The sequence below is a fragment of the Caulobacter segnis genome (genome assembly GCF_029543125.1).
In the GTDB taxonomy this organism is placed as follows: Bacteria; Pseudomonadota; Alphaproteobacteria; order Caulobacterales; family Caulobacteraceae; genus Caulobacter; species Caulobacter segnis_D.
Genome location: NZ_JARQWW010000004.1, coordinates 141,948 through 166,128 on the forward strand (window position 1 = coordinate 141,948; position 24,181 = coordinate 166,128).

Annotated in this window: 23 protein-coding genes; 10 read left to right on the forward strand and 13 right to left on the reverse strand. The window is 68.1% G+C overall.

The genetic code is table 11. The features are described from left to right. Positions 1–36: 36 nt before the first annotated feature. On the forward strand, positions 37–1,857 hold the full coding sequence (locus P7B02_RS13350; RefSeq protein WP_277786843.1) for a DUF885 domain-containing protein: 1,821 nt from the start codon (positions 37–39) through the stop codon (positions 1,855–1,857). Here the strand turns inward: P7B02_RS13350 and rnk are convergent. From rnk to P7B02_RS13365, 3 genes are all read right to left on the reverse strand, one after another. Continuing rightward, positions 1,854–2,279, reverse strand: a complete 426-nt coding sequence (gene rnk / locus P7B02_RS13355; protein WP_277786844.1) for a nucleoside diphosphate kinase regulator — start codon at positions 2,277–2,279, stop codon at positions 1,854–1,856. The two genes, P7B02_RS13350 and rnk, sit on opposite strands and share 4 nt — an antisense overlap. A 208-nt stretch (positions 2,280–2,487) precedes the next feature. After that, positions 2,488–3,129 carry a DOPA 4,5-dioxygenase family protein gene (locus P7B02_RS13360; protein WP_277786845.1) on the reverse strand — a complete coding sequence of 214 codons (642 nt, stop codon included), beginning with the start codon at positions 3,127–3,129 and terminating at the stop codon, positions 2,488–2,490. Beyond that, entirely contained in the window at positions 3,129–3,734 is a 606-nt protein-coding gene (locus P7B02_RS13365) for an RBBP9/YdeN family alpha/beta hydrolase (RefSeq protein WP_277786846.1), read from the reverse strand. The genes P7B02_RS13360 and P7B02_RS13365 overlap by 1 nt, the downstream gene beginning before the upstream one ends. A gap of 343 nt (positions 3,735–4,077) precedes the next feature. Here P7B02_RS13365 and P7B02_RS13370 point away from each other — a divergent pair, with 343 nt between their 5' ends. The 5 genes from P7B02_RS13370 (at position 4,078) to P7B02_RS13390 (ending at position 10,253) form a co-directional block, all read left to right on the forward strand. Next, the gene (locus P7B02_RS13370) at positions 4,078–5,313 is read left to right on the forward strand and encodes a dipeptidase (protein ID WP_277786847.1); all 1,236 of its coding nucleotides are present in this window, start codon (positions 4,078–4,080) and stop codon (positions 5,311–5,313) included. A gap of 69 nt (positions 5,314–5,382) precedes the next feature. Further along, a complete protein-coding gene (locus P7B02_RS13375; protein ID WP_277786848.1) occupies positions 5,383–7,794 on the forward strand; it encodes a TonB-dependent receptor plug domain-containing protein in 2,412 nt (803 codons plus the stop codon). 87 nt (positions 7,795–7,881) lie between these two features. Beyond that, positions 7,882–8,136 (forward strand): type II toxin-antitoxin system HicA family toxin, encoded by a 255-nt coding sequence (locus tag P7B02_RS13380; protein ID WP_277786849.1) that lies wholly within the window; start codon positions 7,882–7,884, stop codon positions 8,134–8,136. Then, positions 8,133–8,480 carry a type II toxin-antitoxin system HicB family antitoxin gene (locus P7B02_RS13385; RefSeq protein WP_277786850.1) on the forward strand — a complete coding sequence of 116 codons (348 nt, stop codon included), beginning with the start codon at positions 8,133–8,135 and terminating at the stop codon, positions 8,478–8,480. Before P7B02_RS13380 ends, P7B02_RS13385 begins: the two co-directional genes overlap by 4 nt. Positions 8,481–8,735: 255 nt before the next feature. Then, positions 8,736–10,253, forward strand: coding sequence for a S10 family peptidase (locus P7B02_RS13390; protein WP_277786851.1), 1,518 nt, complete (start codon positions 8,736–8,738; stop codon positions 10,251–10,253). A 4-nt stretch (positions 10,254–10,257) separates the two neighbouring features. Here the strand turns inward: P7B02_RS13390 and P7B02_RS13395 are convergent, their stop codons facing one another. From P7B02_RS13395 to P7B02_RS13420, 6 genes are all read right to left on the reverse strand, one after another. Continuing rightward, entirely contained in the window at positions 10,258–10,635 is a 378-nt protein-coding gene (locus P7B02_RS13395) for a lysozyme inhibitor LprI family protein (protein ID WP_277786852.1), read from the reverse strand. Beyond that, a complete protein-coding gene (locus P7B02_RS13400; protein WP_277786853.1) occupies positions 10,632–10,982 on the reverse strand; it encodes an MmcQ/YjbR family DNA-binding protein in 351 nt (116 codons plus the stop codon). Before P7B02_RS13400 ends, P7B02_RS13395 begins: the two co-directional genes overlap by 4 nt. Positions 10,983–11,049: 67 nt before the next feature. After that, positions 11,050–11,943, reverse strand: a complete 894-nt coding sequence (folD, locus tag P7B02_RS13405) for a bifunctional methylenetetrahydrofolate dehydrogenase/methenyltetrahydrofolate cyclohydrolase FolD (RefSeq protein WP_277786854.1) — start codon at positions 11,941–11,943, stop codon at positions 11,050–11,052. A 59-nt stretch (positions 11,944–12,002) separates the two neighbouring features. Continuing rightward, a complete protein-coding gene (locus P7B02_RS13410) occupies positions 12,003–12,449 on the reverse strand; it encodes an NUDIX domain-containing protein (protein ID WP_277786855.1) in 447 nt (148 codons plus the stop codon). A 3-nt stretch (positions 12,450–12,452) separates the two neighbouring features. After that, positions 12,453–13,469, reverse strand: coding sequence for a S1/P1 Nuclease (locus tag P7B02_RS13415; RefSeq protein WP_277786856.1), 1,017 nt, complete (start codon positions 13,467–13,469; stop codon positions 12,453–12,455). Positions 13,470–13,486: 17 nt separating this feature from the next. Further along, positions 13,487–14,074 carry a glutathione S-transferase family protein gene (locus tag P7B02_RS13420; protein WP_277786857.1) on the reverse strand — a complete coding sequence of 196 codons (588 nt, stop codon included), beginning with the start codon at positions 14,072–14,074 and terminating at the stop codon, positions 13,487–13,489. Between the two features lie 91 nt (positions 14,075–14,165). Between P7B02_RS13420 and P7B02_RS13425 the strand changes: the two genes are divergently transcribed. Both P7B02_RS13425 and P7B02_RS13430 read left to right on the forward strand, forming a co-directional pair. Continuing rightward, positions 14,166–14,663, forward strand: a complete 498-nt coding sequence (locus P7B02_RS13425; protein WP_277786858.1) for a 3D domain-containing protein — start codon at positions 14,166–14,168, stop codon at positions 14,661–14,663. A 77-nt stretch (positions 14,664–14,740) separates the two neighbouring features. After that, the gene (locus P7B02_RS13430; protein ID WP_277786859.1) at positions 14,741–15,040 is read left to right on the forward strand and encodes a hypothetical protein; all 300 of its coding nucleotides are present in this window, start codon (positions 14,741–14,743) and stop codon (positions 15,038–15,040) included. A gap of 55 nt (positions 15,041–15,095) precedes the next feature. On the opposite strand, the gene P7B02_RS13435 is transcribed toward P7B02_RS13430, so the two are convergent. Then, positions 15,096–18,356, reverse strand: a complete 3,261-nt coding sequence (locus tag P7B02_RS13435; protein ID WP_277786860.1) for a hypothetical protein — start codon at positions 18,354–18,356, stop codon at positions 15,096–15,098. A gap of 220 nt (positions 18,357–18,576) precedes the next feature. Between P7B02_RS13435 and katG the strand changes: the two genes are divergently transcribed. Together katG and P7B02_RS13445 are read left to right on the forward strand one after the other, a co-directional pair. Beyond that, a complete protein-coding gene (katG, locus tag P7B02_RS13440) occupies positions 18,577–20,796 on the forward strand; it encodes a catalase/peroxidase HPI (RefSeq protein WP_277786861.1) in 2,220 nt (739 codons plus the stop codon). 123 nt (positions 20,797–20,919) lie between these two features. Next, a complete protein-coding gene (locus tag P7B02_RS13445; RefSeq protein ID WP_277786862.1) occupies positions 20,920–21,279 on the forward strand; it encodes a hypothetical protein in 360 nt (119 codons plus the stop codon). A gap of 10 nt (positions 21,280–21,289) precedes the next feature. Here P7B02_RS13445 and P7B02_RS13450 read toward each other — a convergent pair whose 3' ends face one another. From P7B02_RS13450 to P7B02_RS13460, 3 genes are read right to left on the reverse strand one after another with little or no spacing between them, the layout of a single operon-like run. Then, positions 21,290–22,027 carry a phosphoadenylyl-sulfate reductase gene (locus P7B02_RS13450; RefSeq protein WP_277786863.1) on the reverse strand — a complete coding sequence of 246 codons (738 nt, stop codon included), beginning with the start codon at positions 22,025–22,027 and terminating at the stop codon, positions 21,290–21,292. Positions 22,028–22,030: 3 nt separating this feature from the next. Then, complete coding sequence (locus P7B02_RS13455) at positions 22,031–22,531, reverse strand: DUF934 domain-containing protein (RefSeq protein WP_277786864.1); 501 nt, start codon at positions 22,529–22,531, stop codon at positions 22,031–22,033. Beyond that, positions 22,515–24,173 carry a nitrite/sulfite reductase gene (locus tag P7B02_RS13460; protein WP_277786865.1) on the reverse strand — a complete coding sequence of 553 codons (1,659 nt, stop codon included), beginning with the start codon at positions 24,171–24,173 and terminating at the stop codon, positions 22,515–22,517. The genes P7B02_RS13455 and P7B02_RS13460 overlap by 17 nt, the downstream gene beginning before the upstream one ends. Positions 24,174–24,181 lie beyond the last annotated feature (8 nt).

Sequence of the window (24,181 nt, forward strand, 5' to 3'; positions counted from 1 at the left end):
ATGACGGCGCTCGCGGCCAAGGTTAGGCTCCGCACCATGACCCAGCACATCACCCGCCGCCCGCTCCTCCTCGGCCTGCCCCTGGCCGCCGCCTTCGCCACCTACGCGCAGGCCCAAGGCACCGATGCGCAGGCCGAGGACGCCCGCCTGCTGGCCTTCCTCGACAAGGCCTTCGACGAGGTCGTGGCGCTCAGCCCCGAGGCCATGACGGGCCTGGGCCTGAAGACCGACAACGACAAGCTGAACGACTACACCGACGCGGCGCGCACCCGGATGCTGGCCCTCTATGAGCGCCACCTGAAAGAGATGAAGGCGCAGTTCAAAGCCGAGCGCCTGACCCATTCCGGCCAGCTCAGCTACCAGCTCTTCGAGCGGACGGTGGCCACGGCGCGGGAGAACTACCGCTGGCGCTGGTACAACTTCCCGATCTCCACCAACGGCACGCCCGCCGGCAACCTGCCGGTCATGCTGATCAACCGCCATCGCGTGGACAACGCGCAGGACGCCCGCGCCTACATCTCGCGCCTGACCCAGGTGGAGCGGGTGATGAGCGAGGTGGCCGCCAATGTGCGCGAGCAGGCCCGCCAGGGCATCGTGCCGCCCAAGATGGTCTTCACCCCGGCGCGCGGCGACGCCAGGGCCGTGCTGGCCGGCGCCCCCTTCACCAGCGGCGCGGACACCCCGGTGTTCGCCGACTTCAAGGCCAAGGTCGCCAAGCTGCAGATCGCCGACGCGGAGAAGACGGCCCTCGTCGCCGAGGCCAGCGCCGCCCTGACCGGTCCGTTCAAGCGGGGCTACGACACCTTCTTCGCGGTGCTCGACGAGATCGAGCCCCTGGCCAAGAGCAATGACGGCGCCTGGCGCCTGCCGGACGGTGCGGCCTACTACGCCAGCCGTCTGCGTTTCTCCACCACCACCAACCTGACCGCCGACCAAATCCACCAGATCGGCCTCGATCAGGTGCGCGCCATCCATGCCGAGATGGAGGCCTTGAAGCCCCGCCTCGGCTTCACCGGCTCGCTGCAGGAGCTCTTCAAGCACGTGCGCACCGCGCCAGAGCTGAAGTATCCGAACACCGACGCGGGCCGCGAGCAGTACCTGGCCGACGGCCGCGCGGCGATCGCGCTGGCCATGCGCGAGGCGCCGAAGTTCTTCCACCGCCTGCCCAAGGCGCCGCTGGAGGTCCGCGCGGTGGAGAAGTGGCGTCAGGAGACCGCCGCGGTGGCCTTCTACAACGCCCCCACCCTCGATGGCACGCGCCCCGGCATCTACTACGTAAACCTCGCCGACATGAACGAGGTGCAAAAGCCCCAGGGCCAGGCCATCGCCTTCCACGAGGGCGCGCCCGGCCACCACTTCCAGATCGCCCTGGCCCAGGAGCTGCCTGGCGTGCCGAAGTTCCGCCGCACCGGCGGCTACGGCGTCTATTCCGAAGGCTGGGGTCTCTATTCGGAGCGCCTGGCCAAGGAGATGGGCGGCTACCAGGAGCCCTATTCCGAGTTCGGCATGCTCAGCCTGCAGCTGTGGCGCGCCATCCGCCTGGTGGTGGACACCGGCGTCCACCACAAGCGCTGGAGCCGCGAACAGACGGTCAGCTACTTCCGCGACAACTCGCCCAACTCCGAACGGGACATCAACAAGGAAGTCGACCGCTACATCAACAACCCGGGCCAGGCGACCAGCTACATGATCGGCCAGCTGGAGATCGCCAAGCTGCGCGCCAAGGCCACCAAGGCCCTGGGCGCCAGGTTCGACATCCGCGACTTCCACGACGCTGTCCTGGCCAACGGCGGCCTGCCGCTGGAGGTCCTGGCCCAGGAAGTGGACCGCTACATCGCCGGCAAGGCGGCGGTCTAGAAGGCCAGCCGCTCCGGCGCGCGGACCTTCAGGATGCGCAGCGGCCGCTCGCGGCCGTCGCGGTCCGGCCAGAGAATCTCCTGGCCGACCGACAGGCCGATCAGGCCCGCGCCGACGGGCGAGGTGATCGACACCTTGCCCGCGGCGATGTCGGCCTCGCGCGGATAGACCAGAACCACGGTGCGGCGCTGGTCACGGCCCTCGTCCTCGAACTCGACGACGGCGTGCATGCGCACCACATGGGGCGGCAGCTCGTGGTCGGGCACGACCGAGGCCCGCTCGATCTCCTCGAGCAGGAGGGCCGCGCCATTGGCGGACACGTCAGCGGAAACGACCTGCTGCGCCAGCGCGGTCAGGCGGTCGGCCTCGCTCTCGGCGAGGACGATGGATGGCCGCGTACCGGCGGCCTGAAGGCTTTGCATGATGAGCTCACAAGACGGGAGAAAGCCGGCCGCGCCGGCGCGTTCGTCGCTTAACCCCGGACGTCGCGCACCCACGCGCGCCCGGGGCTAGGAGCCTGCCTGAAGGCTCCCGCCGTGATGAAAGAACCGCCGAAATGCCGGTTGCGAGCACATGCCGTCATAGGGCTCCGAAGGGGCGGCTTTGTCAAATGAGGCGGGCCGCACGCCCTCAGCCGCGCTCCAACGTCACGCTCGGAACCGTGTTGGGAATGATCTGCTCCACCGGCGGCTGGCCAGGGCCCGGACGCTTCATCCCGTAGGCGTTCACCGGCTGAGACCGGTTGACCCACAGGGCGTAGTAGAGGTGATCGGCGCGCGGATCGTCGGTGTTGGGATGCAGCAGGATCGTCAGCCCCAGGCTGTTGAGCTGCAGCCACGGGACGATGGTCGAAAGCTGCTCATTGGCGAAGCCGAAGTAGAAGGACGGCGTCACGTGAGGGCCGCGGGGCTCCAGGTTCCAGTCGCCAAGCTCGACCTCGAACCGCTCGGCGGCCCAGCGCCGGATCAGCGCCGCCTTCTGGTAGGTGTCCTCATCGAAATAGATGTGGGCGTGGTAGCTCTCGATATCGGTGAAGGCGCGCGGGCGAGCCGGAAGGGTCTCCTCGCCAGGCCGCACGCTGATCGGCGCCGGCGTGGCCTGCTTCCAGGTGTCGGCGCCCCAGGGGCTGACCTTCGCGGCCGGAGCAGCCAAGGCGGGCCCCGATGCGAGACCCGCCAGCAGGCTCGCGCCCAGAAGACCGCGTCGGTTGGGGGCCAGCGCTTCGGCCCAGTCGCGATCGACACTTGCGCGATCGCCGTCGCTTCGGCTCATCAGTAGCTCTCCTTGTTGAGGTCGCGGGTGGTGGTCTCGTCATCCCGCGGCCGGAAGCGCTCTTGCCGGGCGGAGGCTTCCATGAGGTCCGTCAGGTGCCGCAGGCCATCGATCCAGGGACCGACGCCGGCGGCGACGTTGATGTGGCCAAGCGGTCCGACGTCCACGAAACGCGATCCCCAGTGCTCGGCCAAAGCCCGGGCCCGGGAGAACGCCATCCAGGGATCATCGCGACTGGCCACTAGAACAGATGGAAACGGCAGCGCCTTACGCGGCAGGGGCGCAAACCTCGTCAGCGGCTCACGCGCGCCTGGCCGCTCTACGTCGGCGGGCGCGACGAGAAGCGCCCCGGCGACCGATTGCCCACCGGTCAGCTCGGCGTGATGCGCCACGAGGGCGCAACCAAGGCTGTGGGCCACCAGGAAGGCGCCGGGACGACGCTCCAGCGCCCGATCAAGACGAAGAAGCCAGTCGGTGCGAAGCGGATCGCTCCAGTCCGCCTGCACCACTCGTTCGGCCTGCGGCAGCAGGCGCTCCCACTGGCTTTGCCAGTGATCTTCTTCCGAGCCGTGCAGGCCCGGCAGAATGAGGATGGAAGGCCGCATCAGCTCGATCCGAAGGATAGGCGTCGAGGCGCGGTGTCCAGTCCCCGCCTCGACGCCCAGTTAAGGAAGCCACATGGACCGATGAGGCCGCACGCCCCCAAAACCTACCTTTCGAATGGGAATTGTCTTTTAAGTTTTTCTACCGCCACATCCCGATCTCTTGCGATCGAGAAGACACGAGCCTCGCGTGTACAAGCGGGTGGTCATTTCCTCCAAGAGCCCACTCTTTGACGAAGATACAAAGCGCTAGGGAGCCGACCTATCAAGCTGCGCAGAAAAGCTGCCTTCAATTCCTATAAAACAAGTCGATTATAGATTTTGACTTCAATTTGGAGGATGCGAGATGGCGATTATGCGTACCCGCAGGACGGCTCTGGCGACCATCGCCGCCCTCGCCGCCCTTGGCTCAAGCGCGGCGCGAGCCCAGCCTTCCCTGCCCGGCGGCGCGCGCGCGACGCACGACAGGCTTCTTGTTCTGGACAGCCACGCCGACATCCTTCTGCCCGGATCGCCGCGACGCTCCTACGCCAAGGACGGCGACACCTTCACCAGCCTGGAGAAACTGAAGACCGGCGGCGTGGACGCCCTCGTCTACGCGGTGGCGGTCTCCACCGGCCCGCGCACGGCGCAAGGCTACGCCGCCGCTCAAAAGGAAGCGCAAGCCAAGCTGGCGGCGATCGAGGCTTTGCCGGCCCAGAGCAACGGGCGCATCGAGATCGCACGCACCGCCGATGACGTGCGCCGCATCACCGGCGGTAGGAAGATCGCCGTGCTGATCGGCTTCCTGAACGCCTACTCGCTGGGCGAGGATCTGGCCGCCTTCGACCCCTATTTCGCCGGCGGCGTCCGGGTGGCGGGCCTGACCCACGCCGGCAACAACGCCTTCGCCGATTCCTCGCGGCCCCAGTTCGGCGCGGGCGCGGAGCATGGCGGCCTGTCGCCCCTGGGCAAGGCGGCGGTGAAGCGCTTCAACGACCTGGGCGTCCTGATCGACGTCTCGCAACTGACGCCGCAGGGCGTGCAGCAGACGCTGGAGCTGTCCCGGGCGCCGGTGGTGGCGACCCATTCGGCGGCGCGCGCCCTGGTGGACAGCACCCGCAACCTCTCCGACGCCGAGCTGGACGCCATCAAGGCCAAGGGCGGGGTCGTGCAGATCACCCCGTTCAATCCCTATCTCGTCCCCAAACCCGCCGGCTACGACGACGCCTTGCGGGCGCTGCGCCGACAGTACGGGCTGGATGAGAAGATCCTGAGCTACTCGGGTGCGGACGGCCTGCCCGCGCCGCAGCGCGACGCCTTCTTCGCCGCCTATGACAAGCTCTATCCCAAGGCGACGGTGAAGACCTTTGTCGACCACATCGACTACGTCGCCAAGCGGATCGGCGTCGATCACGTGGGCGTCGGCAGCGACTTCAACCATGGCTCGGGCGTGATCGGCTTCGCCGACGCCAGCGAGGCGCCGGCGGTGACCGCCGAACTCCTGGCGCGCGGCTACAGCCAGGCCGACCTGGCCAAGATCTGGGGCGGCAACTTCCTGCGTGTGCTCGCCGCCGCCCAGGCCGCCGCGTCGCCAGGCTGATCAAGCCCGCACGGCATACTTTTCTCTCAGTCAACAAGGGGCCAAAGGCCCGCATCTCGGGGATCATCCATGAACTATCGCATCCTGCTTCTGGCGGCGGCGTCAGCCGCCGCCTTCGCCGCCACCGTCGCATACGCGCAGACCGCGCCCGCCGCCGACGCCGAGGTCGACGAGCTTGTCGTCACCGGCACCCGCACCGCCGGGCGCTCGCGGCTGGACACCATCGCCCCCGTGGACGTGGTGACCGCCAAGACCCTGGAGCAGCGCGGCTCGACCGAGCTGGCGGCGGCGCTGGCCGCCACCGTGCCGTCGATCACCTTCCCCCGCCCGTCGAACACCGACGGCACTGACGCCATCCGTCCCGCCACGCTGCGCGGTCAGGGGCCTGATCAGACCCTGGTTCTGGTCAACGGCGCCCGCCGGCACGTCACCGCGCTCGTCAACACCAACGGCTCGGTGGGCCGCGGCTCGGCGGCGGCCGACCTGAACGCCATCCCCTCCACCGCCATCGAGCGGATCGAGGTCCTGCGCGACGGCGCCGCCGCCCAGTATGGTTCGGACGCCATCGCCGGCGTGATCAACATCCGCCTGCGCGAGGCCTCCAGCGGCGGCGGCGCTTCGGTCACCTATGGGGAATACGTCACCAGCTTCACGGGCAATCATGCCGGCGAGAAGCGCGACATCACCGATGGGCGCACCATCACCGTCTCCGGCTGGCAGGGCTTCAAGCTGGGCGCTGACGGCTTCCTGACCGTTTCCGCTGAGTATCGCGACCGGGAGCCGACCAATCGCTCCGACGTCGATCCGCGCGTGACGCCGCGGCGCATCACCTCGCGCTTCGGCGACGCCGAGATCGAGGATCTGTCGCTCTACGCCAACGCCGGCAAGCGGTTGAACGCAGCCTGGGAGGCCTATGGCTGGGTCGGCTACCAGCAGCGTGACGGGTCCAGTTCGGCGACCTACCGACTGCCCACCGACGCCACTCAGAACATTCCGTCGGTCTATCCCAACGGCTATCTGCCCCTGATCCTCACCGACACCGAGGACTTCAGCATCGCCGGCGGCCTGCGCGGCGAGGCCGGCGGCTGGCGCATCGACAGCAATCTGGTGTTCGGCAAGAACACCATCGATTTTGGCGTCGAGAACACCCTCAACCCTTCCCTGGGCCCGACATCGCCCACCAGCTTCCAGGCCGGCGGCCTGCGCTACGAGCAACTGGCCTACAAGCTGGATGCGGCGCGCGAGTTCGAGGTCGGCCTGGCCGGCCCCCTCAACGTCGCGTTCGGTCTTGAAGCAAGGCGCGAGGACTACGCCATCACCCCGGGTGAGCCGGGCTCCTATATCCGCGGGCCCTTCACCACCCTGGCCCTGGGTTCGCGCGGCTTCACCGGCTTTACGCCCAGCAACGCGGTGGACGTCGATCGCCACTCGGTGGGGGTCTATGCCGACCTGGAAGGCAAGTTGACCGACAAGCTCACCGCCTCGGCCGCCCTGCGTTACGAGGACTATTCGGACTTCGGCGACAACCTGTCGGGCAAGATCGCCGCGCGTTACGACTTCACTCCGTCGTTCGCGCTTCGGGGCGCGGCGTCCACCGGCTTTAGGGCGCCCAGCCTGCAACAGCAGTACTTCACCTCGACCGCGATCGTTTACATCAATGGCGCCCCCTTCGAGACCGGCACCTATCCGTCGGTCAGCACTCAGGGCGTCTCGCTGGGCGGCACGGCGCTGGAGGCGGAAAAATCGCGCAACTACTCCCTGGGCCTGGTGTGGCGGCGCGGGCCGCTGGAGCTGACGCTCGACGCCTACCGCATCGAGGTCGATGACCGGATCATCCTGTCTGAGACCCTGACCGGCAGCGCCACGGCGGCGGCGGGGACCAACGCCAGGGTGATCTTTGACCTTCTGGCCCCATACGGCGCTTCGGCCGCCCGCTTCTTCATCAACGGCGTGGACACCAGGACCGAGGGCCTGGATGCGGTGGCGCGCTACCGCTTCGACACCGAGCGGGCCGGAAGCTTCGACCTGACCCTGGCCGGCAACGTCAACAACTTCGACGTCACCAATACGCCCACGACCACGGTCCTGCCCCAGCCGCAGACCCTGTTCGGCCGCCAGGCGGTGCTGCGCTTCGAGAACGGCACGCCGCCCTGGAAGGTCAGCAGCCAGGCCGACTGGAGCCGCGGACCGTTCGGAGCGACGCTGCGCACAACCTTCTATGGCGACGTCCTGTCGCCCGGCAGCACGGCGGACGGACTGAACGACTCCAAGACCGGCGACAAGGCCATCGTGGATCTGGAGGCACGCTACCGCTTCCCGTTCGGGGCGACCTGGGCGATCGGGGCGGACAATCTCTTCGACACCTATCCCGACCAGATCCCGCAGAACCTCAACACCAGCGGGGCCGCGCCGTTCTCGTCGTTCTCGCCGTTCGGCTTCAACGGCCGCTATCTCTACACGCGCCTCAGCGTGAACTGGTGACGTAAGGGGCGGCGGCCGCGGTCGCCGCCCACCAGCTGCTAGCGGTTTTTGCTTGCAAAAATCATTCAGCGATCTCACTATGCTTGCATGAACAGCAAGCAACGAAAGACGCTTGAGGCGGTGTTCAGGAAGCCCACTTCCGCGACCATCGTCTGGAGCGACATCGAAAGCTTGCTGACGGCCGTCGGTTGCGAGGTGATTGAAGGCCCAGGCTCGTCGGTCTCGTTCAAATACGGAGACGAGCTTGAGTTCTTCCACCGCCCCCACCCGGCCAAGGAAGCAAAGCGGTATCAGGTCCGGGCCGCCCAAGCCTTCCTCGCCCGCATCGGAGCAAAGCCATGAACGTGATGAGCTACAAGGGATATTCAGCGCGCGTCGAGTATGATGACGAGGACGGGATTTTCTTCGGCCGCGTCGCCGGACTGAGCGACGGGATCAACTTCCACGGCGAAACCGTCGCTGAGCTGAAGGCCAATTTCCACGAGGCGGTCACCGGCTACCTCGACGTCTGCGCCCGCGCGGGCAAGAGCCCGCAAAAGGCCTATTCCGGCCAGATCATGGTGCGGGTGGATCCTCAGGTGCACGCCCGATCCGCCAAGGCAGCGGAACTTGCCGGCAAGAGCCTCGCCGCCTGGGCGGAGGAAAAGCTCAGTGACGCCGCGGAGCGCGAATTGAAGCGGGCCTAGGACCTCCCCTTCGCTCACCGAACTTCCGCCTGGAGACAGGGGAAGCGCCTCAATCGGGGTGGTGCGGTCACCCCCCAAGGGGTGCATCCGCACATTCTTCGGAAAACACGCCCGCATCCTCCCAAACATTCTGAAAATCCGCGCAAGGCGCCGGTTTACATTCGGCCCCGGTTGTTTCCTCATTCCGGTGGGCGTCGCTGTTCGCGCGCCGGGTCCGAGAGGGCCGTTGACGTCATTTCCCCGGGGGGATTTTCAATGAAGAAACTGCTCGTCGCCGCTGTGTCGGCGCTCGTCCTGGCCGGCCCGGCCGTGGCCCAGGAAGGCCCGCGTCCCGACGGCGCCCCCCGTGAACGCGCCGACGGCGCGATACCGCCCCCCGTCGTCTCGGTGACCAAGCACACCGGCACCTTCGGCGGCCAGAAGATCAGCTACCGCGCCATCGCCGGCGAGACCTATCTGAAGGACAAGGACGGCAAGCCGCTCGCGGCCATCACCTCCTACAGCTACATCAAGGAAGGTCCGACCGATCCGAACCGTCCGGTGACCTTCCTGTGGAACGGCGGCCCGGGCTCCGGCTCGGTGTGGCTGCACATGGGCGCCTTCGGGCCCAAGCGCGTGGTCGTGCCCTCGGACGCCAAGGACGACGGCGCCCCGCCCTTCCCGATCATCGACAACCCGGACTCGCTGCTCGACGTCACCGACATCGTGTTCATCGACCCGGTGGGCACCGGCTACAGCCGGGCGCTCGGCAAGACCGATCCGTCCAACTACTGGGGCGTGACCAAGGACGCCAAGTCCATGGCCGAGTTCATCCGCCTTTGGCTGAACGAGCATGGCCGCTGGAATGCGCCGAAGTTCATCGGCGGCGAAAGCTACGGCACCACCCGTTCGGCGGCGGTGATCAACGAGCTGGAAGGCAGCTACACCGACGTGTCGGTCAACGGCATCCTGCTGATCTCGTCGATCCTCGACTTCAGCCAGGCCGCCGATGCGCCCGGCAACGAGCTGGGCTACGTGACCAACCTGCCGTCGATGGCGGCCACCGCCTGGTACCACAACAAGGTCGCCAACAAGCCGGCCACGGTCGAGGAGTTCGTCGCCGAAGCCCGCGCCTGGGCGCTGGGGCCCTACGCCTCGGCCCTGCTGAAAGGCAACTCGCTGACCGCCGAGGAGCGGGCCGCGATCCTGCCGCAGCTGTCGCGCTTCACCGGCGTGTCGCAGGCCTATCTGTCCAACGCCAACCTGCGCCTGTCGCCGAGCCGCTTCTACAAGGAGCTGCTGCGTGACCGGGGCCTGACCATCGGCCGCCTGGACACCCGCTACACCGGCGTCGACTACGACAACGCCGGCGACCGTCCGGACAACGATCCCAGCTTCTACGGCATCGACGGCGCCTACACCGCCGCCATGAACGCCTATTCGCGCGAGACCCTGAAGTACTCGCCCGACGTGGTCTATTCGTCGATCGGCGCCACGGGCAACTGGGACTGGAACATCGGCGGGCCGCGCGGCGGCTCGGGCTACCTGAACGTGGCCCCCTACATCGGCAAGGCCCTGCGCGAGAACAGCGGCCTGCGCGTGTGGGTCGGCCAGGGCTACTATGACTTCGCCACCCCGTTCTTCGGGGCCGAGTACTCGCTGAACCGCACGGGCATCCCCACGGACGGCCGCATCCAGTGGCACTACTACCATGCCGGCCACATGATGTACGTGCGCGACGAGGACCTGCGTAAGCTGTCCACCGACATCCGCGCCTTCATCAAGGCCCGGTAAGACGTCAGCGCGCCAGCCGCTCCAGTTCGACGGCGCGCATGGCGGTCAGCTCCAGATGGCAGGCGGCGCGCTCGACCATGTCGATCGTGCCGCCCGTCAGGTTCTCCTCACACTCGGCGTCGCGCCGCTTGATCCAGGCGCGCTGAACATCACGAAGACTGTTGCGGTCGCCAGGCGACCGCCTGGCCATGACGGCCTTGTAGGCGGCGTTCAGCCGCGCATCCTGACGCCCCCGCTCCTCATTGAAGCAAGTGGCCATGGCGACGCTCACGCCCCTGGCCGCGTCGTCACCGGCGAGGCAGGCGTCGAGGGCCGGCGAGTATTCCTTCTTCGGGTCAATCTCGGCCGCGCCCAGCGCGAGGCTCAGGAGCAGTCCGATCATTTGCTCTGCTTCGGCTTGGGTTTCTTCTTCGGCTTGGGTTGGGCCAGCAGATGCGCCGCCTTCAGGGCCGAGGCCAGGGTCGGCTCGTCCACCGTCAGCAGGTCGCAACGCGTGGCGCCCATGCGGCCCCAGCCGCCGGCGACCGGCGCGAAGGCGTGCGGCGCCTGCTCGCACCAGAAGTCGCGATGGTCTGGATCGAACATCAGGTTGATGTCCGGCGCGGCGGGATCGAGGGTGGCGAAGGTCTTGCGCGGGGTCTTGAACGCCACGCGATGAAAATGCGGCGCCTCGCTGGCGCCGTCCAGCGCCAGACAAAGCTCCCGCGCCCGCTCCACCGTCACCGCCATCACCAGGCCTCCCGCATTCAGGAGATCAGGTTAGCAGCCGACGGCTGAAGGACCAGCCCAGGCCGTTCTATCCGAGGCCGTTCAGGCGACGGGCGGCGGTGAGGGTGTTCTGCAGCAGGCAGGCGATGGTCATCGGCCCCACCCCGCCTGGCACGGGGGTGATGAAGCCGGCCACGGCCTTGGCTTCATCGAAAGCCACGTCGCCCACCACGCGGGTCTTGCCCGCCGCCGCCGCTTCCGGATCGCGAGCCGGGATGCGGTTGATGCCCACGTCGATCACCGCCGCGCCCGGCTTGATCCAGTCGGCCGTGACCATCTCGGGCCGGCCCACGGCGGCGACCACGATGTCAGCCTCTCGGCAGACGGCCGGCAGGTCGGCGGTGCGCGAATGGGCGATGGTGACGGTGCAGTCGGCGGCCAGCAGCATCTGGGCCATGGGCTTGCCCATCAGGTTGGAGCGGCCGATGACCACGGCGCGCTTGCCCTTCAGGTCGCCCAGCCGGTCCTTCAGCAGCATCATGCAGCCCAGCGGCGTGCAGGGCGTCAGGGCCGGCAGGCCGCTGGCCAGACGGCCGGCGTTGACGACGTTCAGGCCGTCCACGTCCTTGTCCGGGCTGATGGCGGCGACGATGCGGTCCTGGCTCAGATGCGCTGGCACCGGGAACTGCACCAGGATGCCGTGGATGGCTGGGTCACCGTTCAGCTCCGCCACCAGGCGCATCAGATCCGGCTCGCTGACGTCGGCCGGCAGGCGATGGGTGACCGAATACATGCCGGCGGCCTCGGTCTGCTCGCCCTTGTTGCGCACATAGATCTGGCTGGCCGCATCCTCGCCCACCAGCACCACGGCCAGACCCGGGGTGATCCCGTGGTCGGCCTTCAGCGCGGCGACCTCCTCGGCGATGCGCCCGCGCAGATCGGCCGCGAAGGCCTTGCCGTCGATGATGGTCGCTTCAGCCATGGGGCGCACTCCGGTTGTCGCGCCACCGCCTAGTCGCTCGCCGGCCAATAGGCAACCGCTCAGGCGGCCCGGGCGCGCATCCAGAACAACAGGGCCACGGCGTGCGCCTCGTGGCGCAGGCAGGTCAGGGCCTCGCCGGGATCGAGCCAGACCAGGGTGTGGTCATCCTCGATCTTCAGGGCGGCGTCCTCGCCATCGACGATCACCTCGTAGACGCCGCCGCGATTGTTCACGGGCGTCTTTGGGTCCTTCAGGAAGCGCTGGGCGACGTTGACCACCCGCCGGCCAAGGCTGACCTTCAGCCCCGTCTCCTCGCCAAACTCGCGGACCAGGGCTTTCGCCTCATCCTCGCCGGGGTCGATCGCGCCGCCCGGCAGGTCCCAGTGACGGCCGCCGTCGCGGACGACCTCCACCAGGGCGACCTTCCCATCCCGCCCGGCGATCCCGAAAGCCGCCGGCCGCTCCACATAGGTCAGGCCGGATTTGGGCTCGCCGAACTGCAGCATGGATCAGTCCTTACCGTAGAGGTCCTTCCAGGGATCGCCGCCCTCGGCCACCTGCTTGACCGAGATGGTCGGGCGATAGCCGATCACGCCGTTGGCGCTTTCACGCCAGGCCATGACGACGAGGTCGCGCAGCTCCGAGGCGCCGGCGGCGATGCGGTCGTTCAGGAAAGCGGCGCCGCGGGTGTTGGGTTCCGTGCTGAACGCCTTCTCGCCCCACAGGACATAGAGCGGCTCCACATGGCCCGCCGATTCCGTGAGGAAGTTGGTGAAGCGCTGATCCACCGGGCAGTTGCAGTCGGCGAACGGCTTCATCCGCGCCCTGGCCGAGGCGGCGGTGACGTTGGCCACAACGGCCTCCCCCTCGAACACGCCGTGCACGCTGCGTTCCTGGCTGTAGCCCTTGGGGTTGGGATAATCGCCCCAGCCGTTGAAGTGGACCGAGGCGTGCAGGGGCTGGGCGCTGTCGCCCACATAGTGCGCCCAGACGCCCAGGTCGCGCATCAGCAGGGCTTCGCGGCGGATGCGGTCGGCGCGGTAGTATTTCAGGCGCCCGGCATTCTTCTCGCGCTTCTCGACGATGGTCAGGATGCGCCAGTAGGTGAAGTCCTTGACCAGCTGCTGGTAGCCGTCGATCAGCGAGAACTGCAGGTATCCGGCCTTCCACATGTCGAGATTGTGGGCGCGAAGGCCGGTCTCGTAGTCGGCCTTGGTGGCCGGCAGCGGCAGGAACGACGGTCCACCCAGCACCTTGCCCGCCTCGTCCAGGTCCACGAAGTGGCCCGGATCGCGGTCATGGTCGTGGACGCGGCCGGAGCCCTTGGAGCGGTCCAGCTCGCGGGCGTATTCGCCGATGTCGTCCACGGCCCTGGGCGTGCGCAGGAAGGCGGGCACCTCGGCCGGCAGGGCCTGGGTCGCCAGCTGCCCCACCAGGCGGTGGCCGTAGGCGCCCCAGGCGAAGGCCGGCGCGGCGGGCGCGATGGCGGCGAGGCTGAGAGCGATGGCGAGTGCGGCGCGGCGCATGAAGGGTCTCCGAAGGATCAGACGATGCCGAGGGCGGCTTCGACACGCGCCACCCAGGCCGTGACGGCGGGATAGTCGGAAAGATCAAACCCGCCTTCGTGGGCGACGCGGGTATAGGCGACAAGCGCGACATCCGCGAGACTGACGGCCTGGCCGACCAGGAAGCCGCCGCCTTGCAGGGCGTCGTCCATGCGCTTCAGCGCCGCGGCGCCACGCTCATAGATGCGCTCGCCGATCTCCTCGCGTGTCTTGCCCATGTAATGCATGTGGAAGCGCGCCACGGCGACATAGGGCTCGTGGCTGTACTGCTCCCAGAACAGCCATTCCATCATCCGGGCGTGGTCATAAGGATCGGCCGGGACCAGGACGGAATCACGCGCCATCCAGCCGATGATGGCGTTCGACTGGGCCAGCGGTCGGCCGTCTTCCAGAATAATCATCGGCACCTGGCCGGCCGGATTCAAGGTCAGGAACTCCGGCGTCCGGGTCTCCGCGTTCACCACGCTGGTCTCGGTCCAGACGTATGGAATCCCTAGAAAATCGGCGACCCACTTAACCTTGAGACAATTGCCGGAGATGCTGTCGCCATAGACGCGCAGGGACACGGTGCGACTCCAAGGAGGTTGCCGGAGCCGTCTTGATAGCCTAAGCAATGGCCCGCACAACCAGATACGCCGCCAAAGAGGACCACCTCCCATGCGTCGCCTTGTTGGCCTTGTGGCCGCCATCACCGTCGCGGCCGGTTTTTCCTCGGCCGCTCACGCAAACAACGCCCAGACGACGGGATCCGATCCCATGGGCGATCTGATCATCGGCGCGCTGTCGGCGATCACGCCCGGCATCGTCGACATGAAGCTGAAGGCCACGCTGTATCACGCGGGCGCCCGCGGCGTCGGCGCGCTGGACAGCCTGGGCTGCAAGGTCGTGGCCATGCGCACGGCGGCCATCGACAGCAAGCTTATCCCCCGCCGCACCGTGCTCTTCATCAAGGAGACCGTTGGCCTGCCCATGCCTGACGGCGGCGTGCATGACGGCTACTGGTACGCCTCCGACGTGGGCGGCGCGATCAAGGGCGAGCGCATCGACCTCTTCACCGGCTCCGGCCGCGGCTCCATGAGCCCGATGATGCCGCTGAACCTGTCCAGGCTCAGCGTCTCGAAGGTCGGCCAGTTCAAGGGCTGCCCGCCCAGGTAAGGGCAAAAACCACCTCAGGTTGAAGTCCGCGAAGCTTTCGGACAAACTCGATGGGCGTTCAACCCGTCGGAGCTCCCATGCGCCTGCTGATCCTGTGCGCCGCCAGCCTGTCCCTGATCGCGCCCGCCGCCGTGGCGCAGACCCGATTGAACCAGCCCCCGCAATACGCGCCCTATTCGTGGCCGACGCCGAGGCCGCGCTTCGATCTTCCGCCGCCGAAGAAGAAAAACACCGCGCTGGCGGCCGCCGGGACCAACCAGGCCGCGGACTCCGCCCGCGCCGCTGAGGAAACCTCCGCCGCGAGCACCCGCTCCACGCGTCGCGGAGCCACCCGCATCCCGCGATCAACGGTGCAGCACGACCGCAGCCGTCTGTAGAAAACGCGGCCGCGCCGGCGTCATCCAAACCCGGACGCTCGCCGCGCGCTCGAAGCTACTCCACCAGCGCCTGACGCTGGGCGTCGTTCAGGGACTGGATTTGCGCGGCGGTCATGCCTGCGACCTGCTCGTCGGTCAGGGCCGCGATGTGGGCGGCGGACAGACGGTCAAGCTGGGCGGCCGAGAAGCTCGCGATCTGGGTCGGCGCGAAGAGCGACATCTGAGTGGTCGTCAGGGCGTCGAGAAGATCCGCCGCCAGCGACGCGACCTGGAATCGCGTCAGGGCCGACACCTGGGTGGTCGAGAAGCGTCCCAGGTCGGTGATCGACATGGCGCGCATCTGGGTGGCGCTCAGGCCCTGGATCTGGGTGGGCTCGAGGAAGGCGATCTGGGTGGCGGCCAACAAGCCAAGCGCGCCTTCGGCCAGTCCGCGCAGCTGGCTTTGGCTGAGCGCGCGGATCTGGGTCTCGGCGAGCGCGGCCAGGCGGTCCGGCGCCAGTCGTCCCAGCTGGCTGGCGCCGAGCCCCCGCACCTGGGTCGCGTCAAGGCCGCCGATCTGCGTGGCGCTGAGGCCGGCGAAATTGGTGGTCGACAGGGCGCCCAGTTGAGAGCCGCTGAAGGCGGCGATCTGGGCCGGGGTGAATTCGGCGAAATCGCCCGCCCCGAGCGCCCGCAGCTGGGCCACCGTGAGCCCGCGGGTCTGGGTCGTGGTGAGCTGGCCCACCTGGGTGCTGGTCAGCTGCGCGAAGGCCTGGGCGGCCATGCCCGCCAGTTGGCTGGGCTTCAGGCCGGCGATCCTGGTCTGATCGAGACCGACGAAACGGTCGCCGGGCAACGCCGCCATCTGAAGCGTCGTCAGACCGCTCAGCTGCTCGGCTCCGAAACGCGCGAAATCGGCAGCGCTCAACTCCTTCAGCTGGGCGACGGTCAAGGAGCGCATCTGGGTCGCGCTGAGGGACTGCAGCTGGGTGTCCGCCAGCCCCGAAAGCTGACCGGCGCTCAGGGCCGCAAGCTGGATGCTGTTGAGCGCGGCGAGCTGTGTCGATGCGAACTCGGCCAGATCTCCGGCGCTGAGCGCCCTGATCTGCTGGGCGGTCAGGCCGCGTATCTGGCTGGCCTCCAGGGAGGCTACCTGGGTCGCCGTGAGCGAGGTGAACTGGGCCGGCTTCAGTCCGGCCAGTTGCGCCGCGCTCAGACCGTCAAGCGCGGCCTCGCCAAGCAGGGCCAGCGACGACAGCCCGCTCAGCTGCCCTCCGCTCAGCACCTTCAGCTGGGCGCCGCTGAACCGGGCGACTCCCGTGGCGTCCAGGGCCGACAGCTGCGTGGCCGCCAGCGCCTTCAGTTGAGCGGCGCTGAGCACGGCGACCTGGCCGGCGTCGAGGCCCGCGAAGGCGGTCGCCGAGAGGCTCTTGATCTGGGACGGGGCCAGGGCGGCGACTTGGGCCGGATCAAGGTCGCCGATCCGCGTCGCCGAAAGTCCGGCCAGTTGCCCGGCGCTCAGCGCCTTCAGCTTGGCCGGGTCCAGCGCCTGCATCTGGGCGGCGTCGAGGGTATTGAGATTGGTCGCCGAAATCGCCCCGAACTGAAGCGTCGAGAAGGCGGCGATCTGCGCATCGCCAAGGGCGCTGAAGGCGGTCACGTCCAGCGACCGTATCTGCGCGGCGCTGAGTCCCTTGATCTGGTCGATGCTCAACTGGCCAAACTGGGTGGCGCTGAACTGATCGAGAAGCGTGGTCGACAACCCCGTCATCTGCCGGGCCGAAAGCGCGCCGATCCAGGTCTGGTCGAGCGCCCCGGCCGCCGTGGCGCCGAGCGCCGCCAGCTGGCCGATCGACATGGCCTGTATCTGCGTCGTCTCGAACTCGTCCAGATCCGTCAGGCTGAGCCCGGCCATCTGGGCGACGGTGACCCCGCGCATTTGCGACGCGCCCAGCGCCTGGACCTGCGTGCGGTCCAGCGCCGAAAGATGCGCCGCGCTGAGCGCCCCCACCTGCGTGCCGCTCATGGCGCTGATCTGGGTGGTCCCGAACTCCGCCACGTCGCCCAGGTCCATGGCGGCGAGCTGGCTGGCGGCGATGCCGCGCACCTGGCTGGCGTCCAGGGAGCGCACCTGGGTGGCGTCGAGACCGAGGAAGTTGGTGGTCGACAGCGCTCCGATCTGCCCGCCGGTCAGGGCGGAGATCTGGGTGGCGCTGAGCTGCGCGAAGGCCCCCGCGTCGAGCGCCCGCACCTGGTTGGCCGACATGCCCCGGATCTGGGACACGCTCAGCAGGCCGACCTGCGTCTGGTTCAATCCGGCGAAGGCGGCCGGGGTCAGCCCCTGCATCTGGCTGGCCGGCAGCGACCTGATCTGGGTGGCGTCCATGGCCCCAAGGGCGCCGGCGCCGAGCACCGCCAGCTGGCTCGCCAGGAGGCCGCCGATCTGTTCGGGGCCAAAGCGCAGGATTTCAGCCGTTGTCAGGGCCTTCAGCTGCGCCGGCGCAAGGCCGCGCATCTGGGTTCCAGCCAAGGCCCGCACCTGCGTCTGGTCGAGGGCGGCCAGCTGGGCGCTGCTGAGCGCGCCGACCTGCGCCGTGCTGAGGGCGGCGATCTGGATCTGGCCGAACTCGGCGAAGTCGGCCGCTCCCAGGGCCTTCAGCTGGGACGAGGTCAGCCCCTTGACCTGGGTCGCGTCCAGGCCGCGCATCTGGGTGACCGACAGGCTCTGCAGGTTGGTCGCCGACAGGGCGCCAAGCTGGGCGCCGGTCATGGACGACACCTGGGTCGTGCTGAACTCGGCGAAATCGGCGGCGCTGAGGCCACGCAGCTGGGCCACGCTGAGGCCGCGGATCTGGCTGGCGTCCAGGAAGCCGACACGGGTGGCGTCGAGCTGGGACAGAGCCTGGGCGGTCAGTCCGGCCAGTTGCCGGGCGCTGATGGCGTCGAGCTGGGTCGCCACCAGGGCGTTGAGCGCGGTGTCGGTGAGGCCTGACAGCTGCTGACCCGACAGCGCTCCAAGCTCGACCGCGTCGAAACCGGCGATCTGGGTCGTGGAGAAGCCCCGCATCTGATCGGCGGCGAACACCTTCAGCTGGGCGGCCGAGAACGACACCGCATCGTCCATCAGCGGAATCTGGGCCGCCTTCAGACCCTTGATCTGGGCGGCGGACAGAGCATCGACCTGGGCCTGGGAAAGCTCCCCGATCGCCGTGGCGCTCATGGCCCCCAGCTGCGAGGCCGACAGCAGCTTCATGTCCGCGGCGGTCAGGCTCTGGGCCTCGGTGACCGAAAGCATGCGGAACTGGTCGAGGGAATACTTGATGATCGGCGAGACCATTTTCCCCTCCCTTGTTCAGATTGCGCCGGACCAGGCCAGGAAAGTGCTCAGATTCGGGGGCCCGACTCTACCCAAGGCTGCGCTTGAAAGGCCCCGCCGTACCCAAAACGGGCCTCCATAGAGCCGCTCATGCTTCGCCATAGGGTTTTTCATTTTGCCGACGCTCATGGCGCGGGCCTACGGTCATGGACGGGGGAGTTGAGACAAAGGGAGGTTACGCATGGATGACGCATCGAACCTGGGCAGCCCGCTCAGCGACCCGAGAAAAGAACCCGCCGCGCTGCGCAAGCTGCTCGGCCGCACCAACCGCGACTGGTGGCCCAACCAGCTGTCGCTGGAGATCCTCAAGCCCGGCGATCCCATGGGCGAGGACTTCAACTATCCCGAAGCCTTCAAGTCCCTGGACTACCAGGCGGTCAAGCGCGACCTGCACGCGCTGATGACCGACAGCCAGCCCTGGTGGCCGGCGGACTATGGCCACTACGGCCCCTTCTTCATCCGCATGGCCTGGCACAGCGCCGGCACCTACCGCACCGGCGACGGACGGGGCGGCGGGGGCTCCGGCCAGCAGCGCTTCGCGCCGCTGAACTCGTGGCCGGACAACGGCAACCTGGACAAGGCCCGCCGCCTCTTGTGGCCGATCAAGCAGAAGTACGGCGCGAAACTCAGCTGGGCCGACCTGATGATCCTCGCCGGCAACGTGGCCATCGAGTCCATGGGCGGGCCGGTGTTCGGCTTCGGCGGCGGCCGCGCCGACGTGTGGCAGCCCGAGCAGGACGTCTATTGGGGCACGGAGGAACAGTGGGTCGGCCACCCCGACAACAAGACCCGCATCATCGAGGAGGAAGGCAAGGCCCTGGAGAGCCCGCTCGCCGCCATCCAGATGGGCCTCATCTACGTCAATCCCGAAGGCCCCGGCGGCGTTCCTGACGCGCTCAAATCGGCCCGCGACATCCGCGAGACCTTCGGCCGGATGGGGATGACCGACGAGGAGACCGTGGCCCTGACCGCCGGCGGCCACACCTTCGGCAAGGCCCACGGCGCCGGCGACGCCTCAAAGGTCGGGGTCAGCCCGGAAGGCGCCGACATCGCCCAGCAGGGCCTTGGCTGGCAGTCGGGCCACGAGAGCGGCATGGGTGACCACACCATCACCTCGGGCATCGAGGGCGCATGGACGCCGACGCCGACCAAGTGGGACAACACCTTCTTCCACATGCTGCTCGACTATGAGTACGAGCTCGTCCGCTCCCCGGCAGGCGCCAAGCAGTGGCAGCCGATCAACCAGAAGCCGGAAGACATGGCCCCGGGCGCCCACAGCCCCGACCGCCGCCTTCCGACCATGATGACGACCGCCGACATGGCGCTGAAGATCGACCCGGGCTTCCGCAAGATCTCCGAGAAGTTCCGGGATGATCCGGCCTATTTCGCCGACGCCTTCGCCCGCGCCTGGTTCAAGCTGACCCACCGCGACATGGGGCCGAAGATCCGCTACCTCGGCCCAGAGGTTCCGGCCGAAGACCTGATCTGGCAGGACGTGATCCCGCCGGTGTCGGGCCCAGTGATCGGCGACGCCGACATCAAGGCGCTGAAGGACAAGATCGCCGCCTCTGGCCTCTCGGTCGCCGAGCTGGTCTCCACCGCCTGGGCGTCGGCCGCCACCTATCGCGGCTCGGACCATCGCGGCGGCGCCAATGGCGCGCGCATCCGCCTGGCCCCGCAAAAGGACTGGGACGTCAACGAGCCCAAGAAGCTCGCCAAGGTCCTGAAGGTCTATGAGGACATCAAGGCCGGCTTCTCCGGAACGGTGTCCATCGCCGACCTGATCGTCCTGGGCGGCTCGCTGGGCGTGGAGCAGGCGGCCAAGGCCGCCGGCCACGCCATAGAGGTCCCCTTCTCGCCCGGCCGCGCCGACGCGACCCAGGAGCAGACCGACGTGGACAGCTTCGCGGTCCTGGAGCCCCGGGTCGACGGCTTCCGCAACTACCTGCAGGTTCCGTTCAACGTCCCGACCGAGGAGCTCCTGGTCGACCGCTCGCAGCTTCTGGGCCTGACCGCCCCGGAGATGACGGTGCTGGTGGGCGGCCTTCGGGTGCTGGGCGCCAATCATGGCGGCTCCAGACACGGGGTCCTCACCGACCGCCCGGGTCAGCTCACAAACGACTTCTTCGTCAACCTGCTGGACATGAACACGGCCTGGAAAGAGGTCGATGACCGTGGGGACGAGGTGTTCGTGGGCTCCGACCGCGCCAGCGGCGACGAGCGCTGGACGGCGACGCGCACGGATCTCGTGTTCGGCTCCAACTCACTCCTGCGCGCCCTGTCCGAGGTCTATGCCTCGGCGGACGCCGGTGAGAAGTTCGTCCGCGACTTCGTGGCGGCCTGGACGAAAGTCATGAATGCCGACCGCTTCGACCTGAAGCGGGGATACAAGGCGGCCTGATGAGGTCAACCTCCAGCGTCGTTCGCGGCGCTGGAGGCTTCGCCTTGCGCGCTTGCGGCATGAACTGGATTTAATCCAAGAGCGGCCCCCGCAATGGCAGGTTGTGGCTCTTGGGAGATGCAAATGCACAAAGCCGCCATCATCGCCGCCCTTTTGGCCGCTCCGGCCGTGGCGCTCGCAGGCCCGCTATCGGAGTATGCCGGCGTCTGGACGCAAAAGGACGGCCCGTCGGGCGCCGGCGCGGACTGGCGGATCAAGGAGCTGCCGGGCGTCCTCGAGGTCTCGCTTCCCGACCACGTGGGCGACAAGAAAAACCGCTACCTCGTCCTCTCGGCCGCCGGCCCGAACACCTTCGCCACCGGCCCCAAGTCGTTCGCCCGCGCCAAGATCACCAAGGTCAAACCCGGCGTGATCCATATGGAGGTGCGCAAGCTCGACGGCGGCGGCGTGATCTATTTCGACAGCGACCTGATCAAGCGCTGAAGCTGAACGCCTAAATCCCCTCGCCCATGCTCGCTTCACGTCCCGGCGCGCGGGCCACGTGGATGCCGCACTCGGTCTTCTCCTGTCCCTGCCAGCGGCCGGCGCGGACGTCGCCGCCGGCCTCGACAGGCTTGGTGCAGGGCCAGCAGCCGATGGACGGAAAGCCGTTGGCCACCAGCGGGTGGGCCGGCAGGTCGTGCTTGGCGACGTAGGCGTCGAGCTCTTGCTTCGACCAGTTGGCCAGCGGGTTGAACTTCACCTGGGCGCCCGCCTCCTCCACCACCGGAAGGTTCAGGCGGTCGCCGCCATGGAAGCGCTTGCGGCCGGTGATCCAGGCCTCGAAACCGCCAAGCGCCTCGTCGAGTGGGCGCACCTTGCGGATGTCGCAGCAGGCGTCGGTGTCGGTCTTCCAAAGGTCGGACCTGGGGTCCTTAAGGGCCAGATCGGCGAACTTGGGACGCAGGTCGCGCACATCCGTCAGGCCAAGCTGCTCGGCCAGCTGCTTGCGGTAGTCCAGGGTCTGGCCAAACAGCATGCCGGTGTCCAGGAAGAGCACCGGAATCTTCTTGGTGACCTTCGAGGCCAAGTGCAGCAGCACCGCCGACTCCGCCCCGAAGGAGGAGACCAGCGCCAGCTTGTCGCCATAGACCGCCCACGCCGCCTCCAGCACCCGGCCGGGGTGAGCGTCGCGCAGGTCGGCGTTCAGTCGCGCCGCGAAGGAATGGGGATGCTCGCGGTCAAAGGCCATGCCTCAGGCCCTTTCCTCGAACGCTGGCGCACGGTCGTCGGCGGCGCGCTGGTAGACATGCCGGAACCGCCCGGCGGCCGTTCCCCACTCCTGCGCCGTCGACCCATCGGAAGGCTCGAAGGCGTCAAACCCGCAGCGGACCATGAACCCGGCCTGCTCGCGGAACACATCGCCTACGGCGCGCACCTCGCCTGTGAACCCCAGGCGCTCGCGCAGCAGCCGCGCGCTGGTGAAGGCGCGGCCGTCGCGGAACTTGGGGAACGCCAAGGCCACCACCGAAAGGCGCGGCAGGTCATAGGCCAGGTCCTCGACCGCCTGATCGCTCTCCAGCCGCACGCCGACCTTACGGCCGGCGGCCAGCAGGGCCTCGCCCTCGGCCTGGAAGCGGGTGAAGGACAGGATCACCGCGTCCACGTTGGGCGCGTCGTCCTCGTCCGCCACATGGACGAACTCGTTGTCGAGGTCGGCGAAGGCGCCGCCCGTCAGCTTAATGAGCGTCGGCATAGACGGCCTCCTTGAACGGGGCCATGCCCACGCGGCGGAAGGTGTCGAGGAAGCGCTCCTCACCCTCCCGCACCGACAGGTACTTGTCGACTAGGGTGTCCACCGCCTCGGCCACCTTGTCGGCGGGAAGCGCCGGGCCAAGGATCTGGGCGATGGAGGCATCCTCCGCGCCGGAGCCGCCGAGCGAGAGCTGGTAGAACTCCTCGCCCTTCTTATCGACGCCCAGCACGCCGATGTGGGCGACGTGGTGGTGGCCGCAGGCGTTGATGCAGCCGCTGATCTTGATCTTCAGCTCGCCCACCTTCTCGGCGTAGTCGGCGTCGGCGAACTTGGCCGCGATGTGCTGCGCCACCGGGATCGCCCGGGCGTTGGCCAGGGCGCAGTAGTCTAGACCCGGGCAGGCGATGATGTCGGACGCCAGGTCGATATTGGCCGTGGCCAGACCCGCCTTTTGCAGCGCCGCGTGGACCACCGGCAGGTCGTCCAGCTTCACGTGCGGCAGCACCAGGTTCTGAGCGTGGGTCACGCGCAGGTCGTTCAGGCTGTAGCGTTCGGCCAGATCGGCGACCACCTCCAGCTGATCCGCCGTGGCGTCGCCCGGCGTCTGGCCGACGGCCTTCAGCGACACCACGACGACGGCGTAGCCGCTCTTCTTGTGCGGCTTGACGTTGTTGCGCGCGAAGCGGGCGAAGGCGGGATCGGCGGCCTTGTTGGCCTCGAAGATCGCCGACGTCGCCGGCAGGGTCTCGAACGGGGTCGTGGCGAAGGCGCCGCGGATGCGGGCAAGCTCGGTGTCAGGCAGGTCGGCGCGGGCCCCGTCGATCTTGGCCCACTCCTCCTCCACCTGGCGGCCGAACTCCTCGGCCCCCAGGGCGGCGACGAGGATCTTGATCCGCGCCTTGTAGATGTTGTCGCGCCGGCCGTGGCGGTTGTAGACGCGAAGGACCGCCTCCAGATAGCTCAGCAGGCGTCCAGCCGGCAGGTGCTCCTTGATGGTCGGGCCCACATAGGGCGTGCGCCCCTGGCCGCCGCCGACAATCACCTCGAAGCCCAGCGTCCCGTCGCGATCGCGCCGCGCCACCAGGCCGATGTCGTGAACCCGCGCCGCCGTGCGGTCCTTGGGCGCGGCGGTGATGGCGATCTTGAACTTGCGCGGCAGGAACGAGAATTCCGGGTGCAGGGTCGACCACTGGCGGATCACCTCGGACCACACGCGCGGATCGTCCACCTCCTCGGCGGTCGCCCCGGCATAGGGGTCGGCGGTGACGTTGCGGATGCAGTTGCCGCTGGTCTGGATGGCGTGCAGGTCCACCTCGGCCAGCTGGTCCAGGATATCCGGCGCGTCGGCCAGCTTGATCCAGTTGAACTGAATGTTCTGGCGGGTGGTGAAGTGGCCGTAGCCCTTGTCGTAGCGCCGCGCGATCTCGGCCAAACGGCGGGCCTGGACGGCGTTCAGCGAGCCATAGGGGATCGCCACGCGCAGCATGTAGGCGTGAAGCTGCAGATAGAGGCCGTTCATCAGCCGCAGCGGCTTGAATTGGTCCTCGCTCAGCTCGCCGGCGAGACGACGGGCCACCTGCCCGCGAAACTCGGCGGAACGGTCGGCCAGGAATTCCTTGTCGAGGGCGTCGTAAAGATACATCGGCTCCC

Excerpts from the sequence above, each read along its gene's own strand:
- P7B02_RS13380 (WP_277786849.1), top strand. The coding sequence starts at position 7,882 with ATGAACAGCAAGCAACGAAAGACGCTTGAGGCGGTGTTCAGGAAGCCC.
- P7B02_RS13395 (WP_277786852.1), bottom strand. The coding sequence starts at position 10,635 with ATGATCGGACTGCTCCTGAGCCTCGCGCTGGGCGCGGCCGAGATTGAC.
- P7B02_RS13400 (WP_277786853.1), bottom strand. The coding sequence starts at position 10,982 with ATGGCGGTGACGGTGGAGCGGGCGCGGGAGCTTTGTCTGGCGCTGGAC.
- P7B02_RS13365 (WP_277786846.1), bottom strand. The coding sequence starts at position 3,734 with ATGCGGCCTTCCATCCTCATTCTGCCGGGCCTGCACGGCTCGGAAGAA.
- P7B02_RS13430 (WP_277786859.1), top strand. The coding sequence starts at position 14,741 with ATGCGCCTGCTGATCCTGTGCGCCGCCAGCCTGTCCCTGATCGCGCCC.
- P7B02_RS13460 (WP_277786865.1), bottom strand. The coding sequence starts at position 24,173 with ATGTATCTTTACGACGCCCTCGACAAGGAATTCCTGGCCGACCGTTCC.
- P7B02_RS13410 (WP_277786855.1), bottom strand. The coding sequence starts at position 12,449 with ATGCTGCAGTTCGGCGAGCCCAAATCCGGCCTGACCTATGTGGAGCGG.
- P7B02_RS13375 (WP_277786848.1), top strand. The coding sequence starts at position 5,383 with ATGAACTATCGCATCCTGCTTCTGGCGGCGGCGTCAGCCGCCGCCTTC.
- P7B02_RS13360 (WP_277786845.1), bottom strand. The coding sequence starts at position 3,129 with ATGAGCCGAAGCGACGGCGATCGCGCAAGTGTCGATCGCGACTGGGCC.
- P7B02_RS13455 (WP_277786864.1), bottom strand. The coding sequence starts at position 22,531 with ATGCCGACGCTCATTAAGCTGACGGGCGGCGCCTTCGCCGACCTCGAC.
- P7B02_RS13445 (WP_277786862.1), top strand. The coding sequence starts at position 20,920 with ATGCACAAAGCCGCCATCATCGCCGCCCTTTTGGCCGCTCCGGCCGTG.
- P7B02_RS13425 (WP_277786858.1), top strand. The coding sequence starts at position 14,166 with ATGCGTCGCCTTGTTGGCCTTGTGGCCGCCATCACCGTCGCGGCCGGT.
- folD (WP_277786854.1), bottom strand. The coding sequence starts at position 11,943 with ATGGCTGAAGCGACCATCATCGACGGCAAGGCCTTCGCGGCCGATCTG.
- P7B02_RS13350 (WP_277786843.1), top strand. The coding sequence starts at position 37 with ATGACCCAGCACATCACCCGCCGCCCGCTCCTCCTCGGCCTGCCCCTG.
- P7B02_RS13415 (WP_277786856.1), bottom strand. The coding sequence starts at position 13,469 with ATGCGCCGCGCCGCACTCGCCATCGCTCTCAGCCTCGCCGCCATCGCG.
- P7B02_RS13390 (WP_277786851.1), top strand. The coding sequence starts at position 8,736 with ATGAAGAAACTGCTCGTCGCCGCTGTGTCGGCGCTCGTCCTGGCCGGC.
- rnk (WP_277786844.1), bottom strand. The coding sequence starts at position 2,279 with ATGCAAAGCCTTCAGGCCGCCGGTACGCGGCCATCCATCGTCCTCGCC.
- P7B02_RS13450 (WP_277786863.1), bottom strand. The coding sequence starts at position 22,027 with ATGGCCTTTGACCGCGAGCATCCCCATTCCTTCGCGGCGCGACTGAAC.
- P7B02_RS13435 (WP_277786860.1), bottom strand. The coding sequence starts at position 18,356 with ATGGTCTCGCCGATCATCAAGTATTCCCTCGACCAGTTCCGCATGCTT.
- P7B02_RS13370 (WP_277786847.1), top strand. The coding sequence starts at position 4,078 with ATGGCGATTATGCGTACCCGCAGGACGGCTCTGGCGACCATCGCCGCC.
- P7B02_RS13385 (WP_277786850.1), top strand. The coding sequence starts at position 8,133 with ATGAACGTGATGAGCTACAAGGGATATTCAGCGCGCGTCGAGTATGAT.
- katG (WP_277786861.1), top strand. The coding sequence starts at position 18,577 with ATGGATGACGCATCGAACCTGGGCAGCCCGCTCAGCGACCCGAGAAAA.